This window comes from Citrobacter arsenatis (assembly GCF_004353845.1).
In the GTDB taxonomy this organism is placed as follows: domain Bacteria; phylum Pseudomonadota; class Gammaproteobacteria; order Enterobacterales; family Enterobacteriaceae; genus Citrobacter; species Citrobacter arsenatis.
On record NZ_CP037864.1, the window covers coordinates 1,299,199 to 1,314,149 of the forward strand.

Genomic DNA, 14,951 nt, shown 5'->3' on the forward strand with positions numbered 1-14,951 from the left:
TCAGAAACGTTCATTCTCATGACTATGTTGCAGCTCTATAAACGTTCACAGCATCTTATTGCTATTACCATTCTTTTCTTCATTCTATTGGTCTCCTGCCAGTCATCTGCATTTGCGCGGGCGCAACAGAGTGGTGAACTGCCGACGAAAGCGGATATTCAGAGCCAGTTAGACACGCTGAATAAACAAAAAGATCTCTCCGCGCAGGATAAGCTGGTTCAACAGGATCTCATCGATACTATTGCCACGCTGGATAAAATCGATCGCGTGAAGGATGAAACCGTACAGCTTCGGCAGAAAGTTGCCCAGGTGCCGGAGAAAATGCGTCAGGCGACGGATGCGCTAAATTCGCTTAGCGATGTCGACAATGACGATGAAACGCGAAAAACGCTGAGTACGCTCTCCTTACGACAGCTTGAGTCGCGCGTGGCGCAGGTTCTGGACGATCTGCAAAGCTCGCAAAACGATCTCGCCGCCTATAACAGCCAACTGGTATCGCTGCAAACGCAGCCAGAGCGCGTACAAAATGCGATGTACACTGCGTCGCAACAGATGCAGCAAATTCGCAATCGACTCGATGGCACCAATGTGGGAGAGGCGGCTTTACGCCCCAGCCAGCAGGTGCTGTTGCAGGCGCAGCAGGCGCTGCTGAATGCGCAGATCGACCAGCAGCGTAAGAGCCTCGAAGGAAATACCGTTTTGCAGGATACCCTGCAAAAACAACGTGATTACGTGACGGCGAACAGTAACCGCCTTGAACATCAGCTTCAGCTTCTGCAAGAAGCGGTGAACAGCAAACGACTGACGTTAACCGAAAAGACGGCGCAGGAAGCGGTAACGCCGGACGAAGCCGAGCGTATTCAGTCCAATCCGTTAGTGAAGCAGGAGCTTGATGTTAACCATCAGCTCAGTCAGCGCCTGATTGCCGCGACCGAAAACGGCAACAGCCTGATGCAGCAAAATATTAAGGTTAAAAACTGGCTTGACCGCGCCCTGCAATCCGAACGCAACATTAAAGAGCAGATCGCCGTTCTGAAAGGCAGCCTGCTGCTGTCGCGTATTTTGTATCAGCAACAACAAACGCTGCCGTCGGCGGATGAGCTGGCTGATATGACCAACCGGATCGCCGATTTGCGTCTGGAGCAGTTTGAGGTCAACCAGCAGCGTGACGCCCTGTTCCAGAACGATGCGTTTGTCGCCAAACTGGAAGAAGGGCACAGCAACGAAGTTAATCCTGAAGTCCACGATGCCCTGATGCAGGTCGTGGATATGCGTCGTGAACTGTTGGATCAGCTCAATAAGCAGTTGGGCAATCAGTTGATGATGGCGATTAACCTGCAAATCAACCAGCAGCAGTTAATGAGCGTGTCGAAAAACCTGAAAGGGATCCTCACGCAGCAGATTTTCTGGGTTAACAGTAACCGTCCAATGGACTGGGACTGGATCAAAGCCTTCCCGCAAACGCTAAAAGACCAGTTTAAGTCGATGAAAATCACAGTGAACTGGGAAAAAGCTTGGCCTGCCGTATTTATTGCGTTCCTGGCTGGACTGCCGCTGCTGCTTATTGCCGGGTTAATCCGCTGGCGTTTGAAGTGGTTGAAAGAATACCAGGCGAAGTTAGCCGCCGCGGTGGGTAACCTGCGTAACGACAGTCAGCTTAATACGCCTAAAGCGATTCTGATCGATCTCATCAGAGCATTGCCGGCGTGTCTGATTATTCTCGCGGTGGGCCTGATTTTGCTGACCATGCAGCTGAATATTAGCGACCTGCTGTGGGCGTTCAGCAAGAAGATGACCGTCTTCTGGCTGGTGTTTGGTCTGTGCTGGAAGGTGCTGGAAAAAGATGGCGTGGCGATTCGTCATTTTGGTATGCCAGCGCAGCAGACCAGCCACTGGCGTCGCCAGATTGTGCGTATCAGCCTTGCGCTGTTGCCGCTGAACTTCTGGTCGGTCATTGCTGAACTGTCGCCGCTTAATCTGATGGACGACGTGCTGGGCCAGGTGGTCATTTTCCTCAACCTGCTGCTGATCGCCTTCCTGGTATGGCCAATGTGCCGCGAAAGCTGGCGTGACAAAGAGTCGCATGGCCTGCGCCTGGTCACCATTACCGTGCTGTCTATTATTCCGATTGCACTAATGGTGCTGACGGCGACAGGGTATTTCTACACCACGCTGCGCCTGGCCGGTCGTTGGATTGAAACGGTCTATCTGGTTATTCTCTGGAACCTGCTGTACCAGACGGTGCTGCGTGGGTTGAGCGTAGCGGCACGCCGTATCGCCTGGCGTCGTGCGCTGGCGCGTCGTCAGAACCTGGTTAAAGAAGGGGCAGAAGGCGCAGAACCGCAGGAAGAACCGACCATTGCGCTGGAGCAGGTTAACCAGCAAACGCTGCGTATCACCATGCTGGTGATGGTTGCTCTGTTTGGTGTTCTGTTCTGGGCTATTTGGTCTGATTTGATAACCGTATTCAGCTACCTCGACAGCATTACGCTCTGGCATTATAACGGCACCGAAGCGGGGGCCGCGGTGGTAAAAGACGTTACCATGGGCAGCCTGCTGTTTGCGATTATTGCCTCAATGGTCGCGTGGGCGCTGATCCGTAACTTACCCGGCCTGCTGGAAGTGCTGGTGCTTTCGCGACTGAAGATGCGCCAGGGCGCTTCCTATGCGATCACCACGATCCTTAACTACGCTATCATCGCCATCGGCGCGATGACTGTCTTCGGATCGCTCGGCGTCTCGTGGGATAAGCTACAGTGGCTGGCAGCCGCCCTGTCGGTAGGTCTTGGTTTTGGTCTGCAGGAAATCTTCGGTAACTTTGTTTCCGGTCTGATTATTCTGTTTGAACGCCCGGTCCGCATTGGCGATACCGTAACCATCGGTACATTCTCAGGAACGGTTAGCAAGATCCGTATTCGTGCCACCACCATTACCGACTTCGATCGCAAAGAGGTGATCATCCCGAACAAAGCCTTTGTGACGGAGCGTTTGATCAACTGGTCGCTCTCCGATACCACCACGCGTCTGGTGATCCGCATTGGCGTGGCCTATGGTTCTGATCTGGACAAAGTGAAGAAAGTGCTGCTGCAGGCGGCGATGGAACACCCGAAAGTTATGCACGATCCGGAGCCTGCGGTGTTCTTTACCGCTTTCGGTGCCAGTACGCTGGATCATGAACTGCGTTTATACGTACGTGAACTGCGCGATCGTAGTCATACGGTTGATGAACTTAACCGGGCGGTCGATCGTTTGTGCCGTGAAAACGACATTGATATCGCCTTTAACCAGCTTGAAGTGCACCTGCATAACGCGAAAGGTGACACCGTGACCGAGGTTAAGCGCGACATCATCAAAGGTGACGATCCGACGCCTTCGGTAAGTTAATAGAAAAACTCATCAGGCCTGCTAGCTTCGATTCATTCGTAGGCCTGATAAGTGCAACGCCATCAGGCATTTCAGCTGTAGCGCTTTTTTGAAGAAGAGAGCTGTTTCTTTTCGTAATCCCGTTTAACAATCTCCAGCGCTTTCAGTACGGTTTCAGGCGCAACCTGATTTTCCTCAAGTAAAACAATCAAATCAACGGCCAGTTTGACCTCGTCCGGGGCGTTCTCTAATGACATAAATTCTCCGGGGATTATCGGGTTAAACGCGCCAGCACGTTTTCTATTCTTGCCAGTGCATGACGACAACGCGCCAGTCGCGCCTCGAATGCTTCTACTTCACGATGCAGTTTTTGCTGTTCTTCAAAGCCGGTAGCTTGAGCCAGGCGCTCTTTGCGTTCTCGCGTCATTTCGACCAAACGGCGTTCAAACTCCTGGTGTTGAACCCGCTTACGCTGCCAGCGTGCCAGGCCTGGAGAGGCGCTATCCCACTCGCGGAGCGACCAACTGGCGGTTTCACGTGAAATCGCCTCTAACTGTGAGGCAAGGTGTTCCGCAAGCCAGCTAATTTGTGGTAGTTGTTGTTGTTCCACTGCGCGGCGCAGGGCCGCGAGATTATCATCAGCTTCATCCAGGCAGGCCTGTAGCAACGTGCTACGGGTGTGAAACAGATGCCTGTCAAAGCGGGCGCTAAGCGTTGCATGGTGCGCCAGCGGAGCACAGCGCTGGCGCAGGCGGTTAAGCTGGTTTTCGAGCGTCTGTAGCAGCATGACGGTTTTCACGACAACACTCCGATGAAAATGAGAACTGTTATGCTAAAGTAGCGATTCTCTGTGTTAAGTACTCATATTATGCAACGCATTATTCTAATCATCATTGGCTGGATAGCGGTAGTGTTAGGCACGCTGGGCGTAGTATTGCCTTTGTTGCCCACGACGCCGTTTATCCTGCTGGCCGCCTGGTGTTTTGCTCGCTCATCGCCGCGTTTTCACGACTGGTTGCTGTACCGTTCGTGGTTCGGCGGATATCTGCGCCACTGGCAAAAACACCGTGCTATGCCGCCGGGAGCGAAGCCGCGCGCTATTTTGTTGATCCTGGTGACGTTTGGTATTTCACTCTGGATGGTCAATATGATGTGGGTGCGCGGCCTGCTGCTGGTTATTCTCGCCTGTTTACTGATTTTTATGTGGCGGATCCCAGTGATTGATGAAAAACAACAAAAGCAGTAAACCGCAATAATCGCTGTTGCAATTGTCTCTCACAGCCAGTAAATTCGACCGTTTTCGAGCACAGGCGCAGATGGTCAAAGGTTAAGCAAGTGTAACCCTGGCCCTTAATATAGACACAAAATCATTCAAGCTACGTCGAGGCGGCAACTGAATGAATCCCCGGAGCTTACATCAGTAAGTGACTGGGATGAATGAAGGCAGCCAACAAAGAGGTAGTTTGAAGGATGAAGTGTATAGTGCGCCGTGAAGTAATACTGTATTAATCAGGCACAAACTTATGACCGCGACTGCACAGCAGCTTGAGTTTCTCAAAAATAGCATCAAAAGCATCCACGACTACCCAAAACCGGGCATTCTCTTTCGTGATGTCACCAGTTTACTGGAAGACCCGAAAGCCTACGCTCTGAGCATTGAATTGCTGGTTGAACGCTATAAAAATGCGGGTATCACTAAAGTGGTTGGCACCGAAGCGCGTGGCTTCCTGTTTGGCGCGCCGGTAGCGTTGGGTCTGGGCGTCGGCTTTGTTCCGGTTCGTAAACCCCGTAAGCTTCCGCGTGAAGTTATTGCCGAGAGCTATGAGCTGGAATACGGCACCGATCAGCTGGAAATTCACGTTGATGCCATCAAACCGGGCGATAAAGTCCTGGTTGTGGACGACCTGCTGGCAACCGGCGGCACGATTGAAGCGACCGTTAAACTAATCCGCCGTCTGGGTGGCGAAGTGACCGATGCTGCTTTTATCATTAACCTGTTTGATTTGGGCGGCGAACAGCGTCTGGAAAAACAGGGGCTGACCTGTTATAGCCTGGTTCCATTCCCGGGCCACTAAGTCGGGCTATCTTATCCCGGCTGAAGTAATACCGAGACACACAACCTCGCCGTCGCTGCGAGGTTGTGTTAGCATTACCCTCCTGTGAATCCACCCTCCAGCCTTTCAGAGCCTGCCAATGAGTTATCAGGTCTTAGCCCGAAAATGGCGCCCACAAACCTTTGCTGACGTCGTCGGCCAGGAACATGTGCTGACGGCACTGGCGAACGGCTTGTCGCTAGGGCGTATTCATCATGCTTATTTGTTTTCCGGCACCCGTGGCGTCGGGAAAACCTCTATCGCCCGCTTGCTGGCGAAGGGACTAAACTGTGAAACCGGCATCACCGCGACGCCGTGCGGCGTATGTGATAACTGCCGTGAAATCGAGCAGGGGCGTTTTGTCGATCTGATTGAAATCGACGCCGCCTCACGCACCAAAGTCGAAGACACCCGTGACCTGCTGGATAACGTCCAGTATGCGCCTGCGCGCGGTCGCTTTAAGGTCTACTTGATTGACGAAGTGCACATGCTGTCGCGCCACAGTTTTAACGCCTTGTTGAAAACGCTCGAAGAGCCGCCTGCGCACGTTAAGTTTCTGCTGGCGACGACCGATCCGCAGAAGCTGCCGGTGACTATCCTGTCACGCTGTCTGCAATTCCATCTTAAAGCGTTGGATGTCGAACAGATTCGCCATCAGCTTGAGCATATCCTCAAAGAAGAGCATATCGCGCATGAGCCACGTGCGCTGCAACTGCTGGCTCGCGCCGCAGACGGCAGCCTGCGCGATGCGCTGAGCCTGACCGATCAGGCGATCGCCAGCGGCGATGGTCAGGTCTCTACCGACGCGGTCAGTACCATGCTCGGCACGCTAGATGACGACCAGGCACTCTCGCTTGTTGAAGCGGTTGTGGCTGCGGACGGCGAACGCGTGATGACGCTGGTAAATGACGCCGCTGCGCGTGGTATCGAATGGGAAGCGCTGCTGGTTGAGATGTCGGCTTTGCTGCATCGTATTGCCATGGTTCAGCTTTCACCTGCCGCGCTCGGCAGCGATATGGCCGCTATTGAACAGCGTATGCGCGAGCTGGCGCGAATCGTCCCGCCAACCGATGTGCAGCTTTACTACCAGACCCTGTTAATCGGGCGCAAAGAACTGCCGTATGCGCCGGACAGACGAATGGGCGTCGAAATGACGCTGCTGCGCGCGCTGGCTTTTCATCCGCGCATGCCGCTCCCGGAACCTGAAGTTCCGCGACAGTCGTTTGCTCCGGTCGCACCCACTGCGGTGATGACCCCGACGCAAGTGCAGCAGCAACCTGCACCCGCGCAACAGCAACAGAATGTACCGCTCTCCGATGCCACCAGCCAGGTGCTGGCGGCGCGTAGCCAGTTACAACGTGCTCAGGGAGCAACCAAACCAAAAAAGAGTGAACCGGCAGCCGCTTCCCGCGCGCGGCCGGTGAATAATGCTGCGCTGGAAAGACTGGCTTCGGTCTCAGAACGTGTTCAGGCACGTCCTGCAGTTTCTGCGCTGGAAAAAGCGCCAGCGAAGAAAGAAGCGTATCGCTGGAAAGCGACCAATCCTGTTGCAGAAGTCAAAGAAGTCGTCGCCACGCCGAAAGCGTTGAAAAAAGCGCTTGAGCATGAAAAAACGCCGGAGCTGGCGGCAAAGCTTGCGGCTGAAGCCATTGAACGCGACCCGTGGGCTGCGCAGGTAAGCCAGCTCTCGCTGCCAAAACTGGTGGAGCAGGTGGCGCTTAATGCCTGGAAAGAAGAGAATGGCAACGTGGTTTGCCTGCACCTGCGTTCCACGCAGCGACACCTTAATTCCAGCGGTGCTCAGCAAAAACTGGCCGAAGCATTGAGTTCCTTAACGGGGTCAACGGTTGAATTGACCATCGTTGAAGATGATAATCCAGCGGTGCGAACGCCGCTGGAGTGGCGTCAGGCCATTTATGAAGAGAAGCTCGCGCAGGCGCGTGAGTCGATTATTGCGGATAATAACATTCAGACGCTGCGTCGTTTTTTCGATGCGGACCTGGACGAAGAGAGTATTCGCCCCATTTGATCGTCAGCCTTATGGTTTGACGGTCGTCATCCCTTAACGTGATTGAGAGAGAAGCCTATGTTTGGTAAAGGCGGTCTGGGTAACCTGATGAAACAGGCCCAGCAGATGCAAGAAAAAATGCAGCAGATGCAGGAAGAAGTCGCCAAGCTGGAAGTGACCGGCGAATCTGGCGCGGGTCTGGTTAAAGTGACCATCAACGGCGCGCACAACTGCCGTCGTGTGGAGATCGATCCAAGCCTGCTGGAAGACGACAAAGAGATGCTGGAAGATCTCGTTGCTGCCGCATTCAACGACGCAGCGCGTCGCATTGAAGAGACGCAGAAAGAGAAGATGGCTTCTGTTTCCTCCGGAATGCAGCTGCCGCCTGGCTTTAAGATGCCGTTCTGATGCAAACCAGCCCGCTGTTAACTCAGCTTATGGAAGCGCTGCGCTGTCTGCCGGGCGTTGGCCCGAAGTCTGCGCAGCGCATGGCGTTCACGCTGCTTCAGCGCGATCGCAGCGGCGGGATGCGTCTGGCGCAGGCGTTAACGAAGGCGATGTCGGAAATCGGCCACTGTGCCGATTGCCGCACCTTCACAGAGCAAGACGTCTGTAACATCTGCTCGAACCCGCGTCGCCAGGAAAACGGCCAGATTTGCGTGGTGGAGAGTCCGGCGGACATCTACGCTATTGAGCAAACCGGGCAATTTTCCGGACGTTACTTCGTGTTGATGGGGCATCTGTCGCCGTTAGACGGTATTGGCCCTGATGATATCGGGCTGGATCGTCTCGAACAGCGACTGGCGTCTGAGCAAATCAATGAACTGATCCTCGCGACCAATCCCACGGTCGAAGGAGAGGCGACCGCCAACTATATTGCTGAGCTTTGCATGCAATATGGCGTTGAAGCCAGCCGTATCGCCCATGGCGTTCCGGTAGGCGGCGAGCTGGAAATGGTCGATGGCACCACGCTGTCGCACTCTCTGGCAGGGCGGCACAAGATTAAATTCTGAACAAACGGAGGCCGCGACGGCGGCTTCCGCTTGAAATCCTTCCCGCTTGTCCCCATTTCACCCTCAACGTGTTTTTACCATTGAAAATGGCATTGTTGAGGTAGATCTACATGAAAGGACAAGAAACTCGTGGTTTTCAGTCAGAAGTAAAACAGCTTCTGCATCTGATGATCCATTCTCTGTATTCCAATAAAGAAATCTTCCTGCGTGAGCTTATCTCTAACGCCTCGGATGCGGCAGACAAGCTGCGTTTCCGCGCACTGTCTAACCCGGACCTGTATGAAGGTGACGGTGAACTGCGTGTGCGTGTTTCCTTCGATAAAGATAAGCGTACGTTGACCATTGCTGATAACGGCGTGGGGATGAACCGTGATGACGTTATCGATCATCTGGGGACCATTGCGAAATCCGGCACCAAATCTTTCCTCGAATCCATGGGCTCCGATCAGGCGAAAGACAGCCAGTTGATCGGTCAGTTTGGGGTTGGCTTCTACTCGGCGTTTATCGTGGCCGATAAAGTGACCGTACGTACCCGCGCGGCGGGCGACAAACCTGAGAACGGCGTGTTCTGGGAATCTGCGGGAGAAGGCGAGTACACCGTTGCCGACATCACCAAAGACGATCGCGGCACCGAAATCACTTTGCATCTGCGCGAAGGCGAAGACGAGTTCCTTGATGACTGGCGCGTACGTTCCATCATCAGCAAATATTCCGACCATATCGCGCTGCCGGTAGAGATCGAAAAATCCGAAGAGAAAGACGGCGAGACCGTGGTTTCCTGGGAAAAGATCAACAAGGCGCAGGCGCTGTGGACCCGTAACAAGTCGGAAATTAAAGACGACGAGTACAATGAATTTTACAAGCACATCGCCCACGACTTTACTGACCCGCTGACCTGGAGCCACAACCGCGTGGAAGGTAAGCAGGAGTACACCAGCCTGCTGTATATTCCGTCACAGGCGCCGTGGGATATGTGGAACCGCGATCACAAGCATGGGCTGAAACTGTATGTTCAACGCGTGTTCATCATGGACGACGCCGAGCAGTTCATGCCGAACTACCTGCGCTTTGTGCGCGGTCTGATAGATTCCAACGATCTGCCGCTGAACGTTTCCCGTGAGATCCTGCAGGACAGTACCGTCACGCGTAACCTGCGCAGCGCGCTGACCAAACGCGTACTGCAGATGCTGGAAAAACTGGCGAAAGACGACGCGGAAAAATACCAGACCTTCTGGAAACAGTTCGGCCTGGTGCTGAAAGAAGGCCCGGCGGAAGACCACGCCAACCAGGAAACTATTGCTAAGCTGATGCGCTTTGCGTCTACGCACACTGACTCCTCCGCGCAAACCGTGTCGCTGGAAGATTACGTGTCGCGGATGAAAGAAGGGCAGGAGAAAATCTACTACATCACCGCAGACAGCTATGCGGCGGCGAAGAGCAGCCCGCACCTGGAACTGCTGCGTAAGAAAGGCATCGAAGTGCTGCTGCTTTCTGACCGCATCGATGAATGGATGATGAACTACCTGACCGAGTTCGACGGTAAAGCATTCCAGTCCGTCGCCAAAGCTGACGAGTCCATCGACAAGCTGGCGGATGAAGTTGACGAATCGGCAAAAGAAGCGGAAAAAGCGCTGACGCCGTTCGTTGAGCGCGTGAAAACCCTGCTGGGCGATCGCGTAAAAGAAGTGCGTCTGACTCACCGTCTGACCGACACGCCGGCCATCGTCACCACCGATGCGGACGAAATGAGCACCCAGATGGCGAAACTGTTCGCCGCTGCAGGCCAGGCCGTACCGGAAGTGAAATATATTTTTGAACTGAACCCGGACCACGTGCTGGTAAAACGCACGGCGGATACCCAGGACGAAGCGCAGTTCAATGAGTGGGTTGAACTGCTGCTGGATCAGGCGCTGTTTGCCGAGCGCGGCACGCTGGAAGATCCGAACCAGTTCATCCGTCGTATGAACCAGTTGCTGGTGTCCTGATAGCCATCATCTAATGCCGGATGGCGCTAATGCTTATCCGGCCTACAACATCTTTTTGATCGTAGGCCGGATAAGGTGTTTACACCGCCATCCGGCAATTTCTTTCCTTATTTTCAATTTTCCCGCCATTAACCGTTTCAGCGCAGACTACCTTCCTTGAGCCAATTGCGTGATGGTGGTATCGTTTAGCGCTTTTTAAAAAATATCGACAACCTTTAAGGGGATTTTCGTAATGCGTATCATTCTGCTTGGCGCTCCGGGCGCGGGTAAAGGAACTCAGGCTCAGTTCATCATGGAGAAGTATGGTATTCCGCAAATCTCCACCGGTGATATGCTGCGTGCCGCCGTGAAATCTGGCTCCGAGCTGGGCAAACAAGCGAAAGACATCATGGACGCCGGTAAGCTGGTGACTGATGAGCTGGTGATCGCGCTGGTAAAAGAGCGTATTGCTCAGGAAGACTGCCGTAATGGTTTCCTGCTGGATGGCTTCCCGCGTACTATTCCGCAGGCTGATGCCATGAAAGAAGCAGGTATCAACGTGGACTACGTTCTGGAGTTTGACGTACCTGACGAGCTGATCGTTGACCGTATTGTGGGCCGTCGCGTACACGCTGCTTCTGGCCGCGTTTACCACATCAAATTCAACCCACCTAAGGTTGAAGGTAAAGACGACGTGACCGGCGAAGAGCTGACCACCCGTAAAGACGATCAGGAAGAGACCGTGCGTAAGCGCCTGGTGGAATACCATCAGATGACCGCTCCGCTGATCGGCTACTACTCTAAAGAAGCGCAGGCGGGTAACACCAAATACGCGAAAGTTGACGGCACCCAGGCCGTGGCTGACGTGCGCGCAGCGCTGGAAAAAATCCTCGGTTAATTTTTTCGCGTAGTGGACTTCTTATCAGGTCTGCCATTATTTTGTAGGCCTGATAAGCGCAGCGCCATCAGGCAATCGGTGCCGGATGGCGGCGTAAACGCCTGATCCGGCCTACCGGCATCGTTAGCGCCATCAGGCAAATTCTCGTCTTACCTCTCACAGCAATTAGTTCTTCTTTATCGCTTTTCCGCTACAATTATCAACAATTTGAATCGATAAGAGGCGGTAATGCGTCAGACGAAAACCGGTATCCTGCTGGCAAACCTCGGCACTCCCGATGCCCCAACCCCCGAAGCCGTTAAGCGCTACCTGCGCCAGTTTTTAAGCGATCAGCGTGTAGTCGATACGTCACCTGCGCTGTGGTGGCCGCTGCTGCGCGGTGTTATTTTGCCGCTGCGTGCACCGCGTGTGGCAAAGCTGTATCAGTCAATCTGGATGGAAGACGGTTCCCCGCTGATGGTCTACAGCAAGGCGCAACAGCAGGCGCTGGCCCAACGTTTGCCAAATACGCCTGTTGCTCTGGGCATGAGCTATGGTTCGCCGTCGCTTGAAAGCGCAGTCGACGAACTGTTGGCAAGTGGCGTTGAACACATTGTCGTGTTACCGCTGTACCCGCAATATTCCTGTTCGACAGTAGCGGCGGTCTGGGATGAACTGGCGCGCATCTTAGCGCGTAAACGCGCTATTCCTGGCATCTCGTTTATTCGTGATTATGCCGATGACAGCAGTTACATTGATGCGCTGGCCAAGAGTGCCCGTGATTCATTCGCTCAGCACGGCGAACCCGATTTACTGCTGCTCTCCTACCATGGCATTCCTCAGCGTTACGCCGATGAAGGCGATGACTACCCGCAGCGTTGTCGCGATACGACGCGTGAGCTGGTTTCAGCGCTTGGCCTGCCGCCGGAAAAAGTGATGATGACCTTCCAGTCTCGCTTTGGCCGCGAACCGTGGCTGACGCCGTATACCGACGAAACGTTAAAAATGCTGGCGGAGAAAGGGACCCGACATATTCAGGTTATGTGTCCGGGTTTTGCGGCCGATTGCCTCGAAACGCTGGAGGAGATAGCGGTACAAAACCGCGAGATTTTCCTTGAGGCTGGCGGTAAGCAATATGAGTATATTCCGGCGCTGAACGCCACGCCGGAACATATCGAAATGATGGTCAAACTGACCGCAGCTTACCGTTAAAGTTGCGCCCTGAAGTAACGCGCGCCCTCCCGTAACGCATCGTCGGCGGTTTTCATCATCCGCGAATAGTGCAGGAAGGCGTGCAGCGTGCCGGGGTACATTTTGTACTGGCAGGGCTGCTGATGCGTTTGTAGCGTCTGGAATAATAAGCGGCTATCGTCTATCAGCGGATCAAACTCCGCGCCAGCAATAAAACACGGCGGCACATCGCGCGTCAGATCGTTATTAAACAGGCAATAATACGGTGACTCGCGATCGTCGGCGTTACGCAGGTACGAATTTTCGTACATCTGCAAGTCCTCGCGGGTTAAACCATCCCACGCTCCGCCCATCAGCCGTCGGCTCAGTGAATCCTGCAGGCCGTAAAGCCCATACCACAACAATACCCCTGCCACCTTGCCGCATATAATGTGTTTGTCCCGTAGCCACAGCGCGCTGGCCAGCGCCAGCATGGCCCCGGCGGAATCGCCCGCAAATCCAATATGATTCACATTCAGGGAATAGTCGCCAGCGTGCTGATGAAAATACTGGCAAACGGCGACAATCTCTTCGATGGCTTGCGGGAAACGGGCCTCCGGCGAGAGTGAATAGTCGATACCAATTACCGTGCACTGCGTATAGCGCGCCAGTAAGCGCATAATACGATCGTGGGTATCCAGATTACCGAGAATAAAACCGCCGCCGTGCAGGTAATATAGCGTCGCCTGGCTATGGGGCTGGGGAGCGTAAATGCGTGTGGCTACGGGGCCGCACGCGGTAGAAATAACGCATTCGCGGGTATTCATCTGCGGGGCATCGGCATTCCACAGCTGTCGTTCATGAATGTAGTGTTGGCGCTGGGCCACGACGTCATCGGCAGCGGGCCACGGCGGCAAATCGTCGCGATGAAAATTCACCACGCTTTTCATTTCATCCGAAATTTTGTCGAGTACGGGGATCTTGTTTTCCGGCTTCATAAAACGCTCCTTGTAAAGGTGAGTTATTGTAGAAATTAATCCCGCATAAACTGCGATCTCACCGTCTGATATTGAAACTCAGCGCCGCATCGCATGCGCAGCAGGGAATGTGCTACCATGCATCGCTCAGTTAACCACCCGTAAAATCGACCATGAAATTTCCCGGTAAACGTAAATCCAAACACTATTTTCCCGTCAGCGCGCGCGATCCGTTGCTGCAACAAATTCAGCCAGAAAATGAAACCAGCGCAGCCTGGGTGGTGGGGATCGACCAGACGTTGGTGGATATTGAAGCCAAAGTGGATGATGATTTTGTAAAACGTTATGGATTAAGCGCCGGGCATTCTCTGGTGATTGCCGATGATGTCGCAGAAGCGCTCTACCAGGAACTGGTACGTGAAAATTTGATCACCCATCAGTTTGCGGGCGGTACTATCGGTAACACGATGCACAACTACTCCGTGCTGGCGGATGACCGCTCGGTGCTGCTGGGGGTGATGTGCAGCAATATCGAGATTGGCAGCTACGCGTACCGCTACTTATGCAATACCTCCAGCCGTACCGATCTGAACTACCTGCAAGGCGTTAATGGGCCGATTGGCCGTTGCTTTACGCTGATTGGCGAGTCAGGCGAACGTACCTTCGCAATCAGCCCTGGGCATATGAATAAGCTGCGGGCGGATAGCATCCCTGAGTCGGTGATTGCCGGAGCCTCCGCGCTGGTGCTGACCTCCTATCTGGTGCGCTGCGAGCCGGGGGAGCCGATGCCGGAAGCGACCATGAAGGCGATTGAATATGCCAAAAAGCACAATGTGCCGGTGGTTCTAACCCTGGGCACCAAATTCGTCATTGCCGATAACCCACAGTGGTGGCAGGCATTCCTGAAAGAGCATGTCTCTATTCTGGCGATGAATGAAGAAGAGGCCGAAGCGCTGACCGGCGAGAACGATCCGCTATTGGCGTCCGACAAAGCGCTGGATTGGGTGGATCTGGTGCTGTGCACTGCGGGTCCGGCGGGGCTGTATATGGCGGGCTTTACGGAAGACGAAGTCAAACGTAAAACCCAGCATCCGCTGCTGCCTGGGGCCATTGCCGAATTTAACCAATACGAATTCAGCCGCGCCATGCGCCATAAAGACTGTACCAATCCGCTGCGCGTGTATTCGCACATTGCTCCGTATATGGGCGGGCCTGAAAAAATAATGAATACCAACGGCGCGGGTGACGGCGCGCTGGCGGCATTGCTGCATGATATTACCGCCAATAGCTACCACCGCAGCAACGTGCCTAACTCCAGCAAGCACAAGTTCACCTGGCTGACCTATTCGTCGTTAGCCCAGGTGTGTAAATATGCTAATCGCGTGAGTTATCAGGTGCTGAACCAGCATTCACCGCGCCTGACGCGCGGTTTGCCGGAACGTGAAGACAGTCTCGAAGAGTCGTACTGGGACCGCTGAGTTCTTGC

Annotated in this window: 13 protein-coding genes and 1 other annotated feature; of the genes, 10 read left to right on the forward strand and 3 right to left on the reverse strand. The window is 54.0% G+C overall.

Features of this window, described 5'->3' with window-relative positions:
- Window positions 1–18 precede the first annotated feature (18 nt).
- Window positions 19–3,384: a mechanosensitive channel MscK gene (mscK, locus tag E1B03_RS07100; RefSeq protein WP_133085928.1), complete on the forward strand. Its 3,366-nt coding sequence runs from the start codon at window positions 19–21 to the stop codon at window positions 3,382–3,384.
- A gap of 71 nt (window positions 3,385–3,455) precedes the next feature.
- On the opposite strand, the gene rsmS is transcribed toward mscK, so the two are convergent.
- Window positions 3,456–3,620 (reverse strand): pleiotropic regulatory protein RsmS, encoded by a 165-nt coding sequence (gene rsmS / locus E1B03_RS07105; RefSeq protein WP_103772076.1) that lies wholly within the window; start codon window positions 3,618–3,620, stop codon window positions 3,456–3,458.
- A 14-nt stretch (window positions 3,621–3,634) separates the two neighbouring features.
- Window positions 3,635–4,162 (reverse strand): primosomal replication protein N'', encoded by a 528-nt coding sequence (priC, locus tag E1B03_RS07110; RefSeq protein ID WP_043015421.1) that lies wholly within the window; start codon window positions 4,160–4,162, stop codon window positions 3,635–3,637.
- A 69-nt stretch (window positions 4,163–4,231) separates the two neighbouring features.
- Between priC and E1B03_RS07115 the strand changes: the two genes are divergently transcribed.
- From E1B03_RS07115 to hemH, 8 genes are all read left to right on the forward strand, one after another.
- Window positions 4,232–4,609: a DUF454 family protein gene (locus E1B03_RS07115; protein WP_103772075.1), complete on the forward strand. Its 378-nt coding sequence runs from the start codon at window positions 4,232–4,234 to the stop codon at window positions 4,607–4,609.
- 277 nt (window positions 4,610–4,886) lie between these two features.
- The gene (apt, locus tag E1B03_RS07120) at window positions 4,887–5,438 is read left to right on the forward strand and encodes an adenine phosphoribosyltransferase (protein WP_006685676.1); all 552 of its coding nucleotides are present in this window, start codon (window positions 4,887–4,889) and stop codon (window positions 5,436–5,438) included.
- Window positions 5,439–5,556: 118 nt separating this feature from the next.
- Complete coding sequence (gene dnaX, locus E1B03_RS07125; protein ID WP_103772074.1) at window positions 5,557–7,485, forward strand: DNA polymerase III subunit gamma/tau; 1,929 nt, start codon at window positions 5,557–5,559, stop codon at window positions 7,483–7,485.
- Window positions 6,818–6,882: a sequence feature (DnaX frameshifting element), on the forward strand. It overlaps the preceding gene by 65 nt.
- A gap of 57 nt (window positions 7,486–7,542) precedes the next feature.
- The gene (locus E1B03_RS07130; RefSeq protein WP_003021764.1) at window positions 7,543–7,872 is read left to right on the forward strand and encodes a YbaB/EbfC family nucleoid-associated protein; all 330 of its coding nucleotides are present in this window, start codon (window positions 7,543–7,545) and stop codon (window positions 7,870–7,872) included.
- A complete protein-coding gene (gene recR, locus E1B03_RS07135) occupies window positions 7,872–8,477 on the forward strand; it encodes a recombination mediator RecR (RefSeq protein ID WP_003021767.1) in 606 nt (201 codons plus the stop codon). The genes E1B03_RS07130 and recR overlap by 1 nt, the downstream gene beginning before the upstream one ends.
- Window positions 8,478–8,587: 110 nt before the next feature.
- The gene (gene htpG / locus E1B03_RS07140) at window positions 8,588–10,462 is read left to right on the forward strand and encodes a molecular chaperone HtpG (RefSeq protein WP_103772073.1); all 1,875 of its coding nucleotides are present in this window, start codon (window positions 8,588–8,590) and stop codon (window positions 10,460–10,462) included.
- A gap of 232 nt (window positions 10,463–10,694) precedes the next feature.
- Window positions 10,695–11,339, forward strand: a complete 645-nt coding sequence (gene adk, locus E1B03_RS07145) for an adenylate kinase (RefSeq protein ID WP_003021773.1) — start codon at window positions 10,695–10,697, stop codon at window positions 11,337–11,339.
- Between the two features lie 228 nt (window positions 11,340–11,567).
- Window positions 11,568–12,530, forward strand: coding sequence for a ferrochelatase (hemH, locus tag E1B03_RS07150; RefSeq protein ID WP_103772072.1), 963 nt, complete (start codon window positions 11,568–11,570; stop codon window positions 12,528–12,530).
- Here the strand turns inward: hemH and aes are convergent.
- Window positions 12,527–13,486: an acetyl esterase gene (aes, locus tag E1B03_RS07155; protein ID WP_103772071.1), complete on the reverse strand. Its 960-nt coding sequence runs from the start codon at window positions 13,484–13,486 to the stop codon at window positions 12,527–12,529. The genes hemH and aes overlap by 4 nt on opposite strands.
- A gap of 152 nt (window positions 13,487–13,638) precedes the next feature.
- Between aes and gsk the strand changes: the two genes are divergently transcribed.
- The gene (gene gsk / locus E1B03_RS07160; RefSeq protein WP_103772070.1) at window positions 13,639–14,943 is read left to right on the forward strand and encodes an inosine/guanosine kinase; all 1,305 of its coding nucleotides are present in this window, start codon (window positions 13,639–13,641) and stop codon (window positions 14,941–14,943) included.
- The last annotated feature ends 8 nt before the right edge of the window (window positions 14,944–14,951 follow it).